Consider the following 536-nt stretch of genomic DNA (forward strand, 5'->3'; position numbering starts at 1 on the left):
CGTCGTCCAGGTTGCCGAGTTCGGTGTCGAGCGTGCTCGTCCCATCGCGCAGCTCCTCGGCTCCCGCTCGGAGGTCTTGCGCCCCCTCAGCGAGCGTCGTGATCCCCGTGTCCAGGCGGCCGGTGCCCTCCCAGAGCGTGATCGAGCCCTCGGCGAGGGTGTCGAGGCCCGCGTGCAGTCGGTTCGTGCCCGCCTGAAGTTCGGACGAGCCCTCGGCGAGCGTGTCGAGGCCCGCGTGCAGGCGGCCGGTGCCGTCCCGGAGGTCCGCGGAGCCGGTGCGCGCATCGGCGGCACCCTGCTGGGCGGCGCCGGCGCCGGCTCGCAGCCGACCCGTGCCCGCCGCGAGCGCGCCGCTGCCGGAATTCGCCTCGCGCGCCCCCGCGGCGAGCCCGTCAGCGCCTGCGGAGAGCGCGCCGGCACCCCGGAGGAGGTCCCGGGTACCCGCGCTGATCCGCCCCGCGCCGTCCCGGGTGTCCCGGGTGCCATCGGCCATCTCCAGGAAATCCTTGAGCAGGTCGGCGGTCCCCGCGGACAGT

At 76.1% G+C, this 536-nt stretch carries 1 pseudogene; it reads right to left on the reverse strand.

Annotated elements, in window-relative coordinates:
- Positions 1 to 536: pseudogene (locus OOT08_RS15335) on the reverse strand (hypothetical protein); the annotation flags it as partial.

Source organism: Leucobacter sp. M11, from assembly GCF_035726885.1.
Classification (GTDB): domain Bacteria; phylum Actinomycetota; class Actinomycetes; order Actinomycetales; family Microbacteriaceae; genus JAPFRB01.